A 1,503-nucleotide genomic window follows, 5' to 3' on the forward strand; every position below is an offset into this window, starting at 1 on the left:
CCTCCCTTCCGTCCCCCGGAGTGTGTCCCTTGTCCTCGGCACCGTCCGCGTCCGCCGCGTCCTCCATAGGGTCGGCCCGACCCCGCCTGCCCAAGGTGCCCTTCTGGGCGCAGATCCTGCTCGGTCTGGTCCTTGGCGTCCTGCTGGGCTGGGCCGCCCGCAGCGGTGATGTGAGCTGGCTGGTCACCACCCTCGACAAGATCGGCTCGATCTTCATCCAGCTGCTCAAGCTGGCCGTCGCCCCGCTGGTCTTCTTCGCCATCCTGGTGTCCATCACCAACCTGCGGAACGTCAACAACGCCGCCCGGCTGGCCACCCGCACCCTGCTGTGGTTCATGATCACCTCGCTGATCGCGGTGGCCATCGGCCTCGCCATCGGCCTGGTCACCAACCCCGGCTCCGGCACCGGCCTGACCCCCAGGGACGGCGCCAAGCCCGAGCACGCCGGATCCTGGCTGGACTTCCTCACCGGCATCGTCCCGGAGAACGTGATCACCCCGTTCACCGAGCTGAACGTCCTCCAGATCGTCTTCATGGCGGCCGTCGCGGGCATCGCCGCCCTCCAGCTCGGAGCGAAGGCCGAGCCGATCCTCACCCTCAGCCACGCCATCCTGGAACTCCTCCAGAAGGCCCTGTGGTGGGTCATCCGGCTCGCCCCGCTGGGCACCGTCGGCCTGATCGGCTACGCCATCGCCGAGTACGGCTGGGACCTGATCGGGAAGTACGCCACCTTCACCGCCGACATCTACATCGGCTGCGCGCTGGTCATGTTCGGCGTCTACCCGCTGCTGCTCTCCACGGTCGCCAAGGTCAACCCGCTGCAGTTCTTCCGCGGCGCCTGGCCGGCCATCCAGCTGGCCTTCGTCTCCCGCTCCTCGGTGGGCACCATGCCGCTCACCCAGAAGGTCACCGAGCGCCTCGGTGTTCCGAAGGAGTACGCCTCCTTCGCGGTGCCGTTCGGCTCCACCACCAAGATGGACGGCTGCGCCTCGATCTACCCGGCCATCGCCGCCATCTTCATCGCGCAGATCTTCGACGTGCAGCTGGACGTCACCGACTACCTGCTGATCGCCTTCGTCTCGGTGGTCGGCTCCGCGGCCACCGCCGGCCTCACCGGCGCCACCGTGATGCTCACCCTCACCCTGTCCACGCTGGGCCTCCCGCTGGAGGGCGTGGGCCTGCTGATGGCCATCGACCCGATCCTGGACATGATGCGCACCGCCACCAACGTGGCCGGTCAGGCCCTGGTCCCGGTGCTGGTCTCGGCCCGGGAGCGGATCCTGGACCGCGAGGCGTACGCGAACGCCACCTCCTCCCCGCTGGAGGAGTCGCACGCGGCGGCCGAGCCGGCCCCCGTCGCGGCGTAACGCGCACCACGCGCCCCAAGGGCCCCTCACCGGTCACGAACCGGTGAGGGGCCCTCGCGTTCTCCGGCGGGTCAGGGGGGTGTGAGGGTGTCCAGCCGCGCGGCGAGGTCGGGGTGCGCGGCGGACAGATGGGGGC

1 protein-coding gene is annotated in these 1,503 nt (G+C 69.9%); it reads left to right on the forward strand.

Features of this window, described 5'->3' with window-relative positions; genetic code table 11:
- The first annotated feature begins 29 nt into the window (after positions 1-29).
- Positions 30-1,367 (forward strand): dicarboxylate/amino acid:cation symporter, encoded by a 1,338-nt coding sequence (locus E4099_RS31935; protein ID WP_135342578.1) that lies wholly within the window; start codon positions 30-32, stop codon positions 1,365-1,367.
- Positions 1,368-1,503 lie beyond the last annotated feature (136 nt).

The organism is Streptomyces palmae (genome assembly GCF_004684805.1).
GTDB classification, from domain to species: domain Bacteria; phylum Actinomycetota; class Actinomycetes; order Streptomycetales; family Streptomycetaceae; genus Streptomyces; species Streptomyces palmae.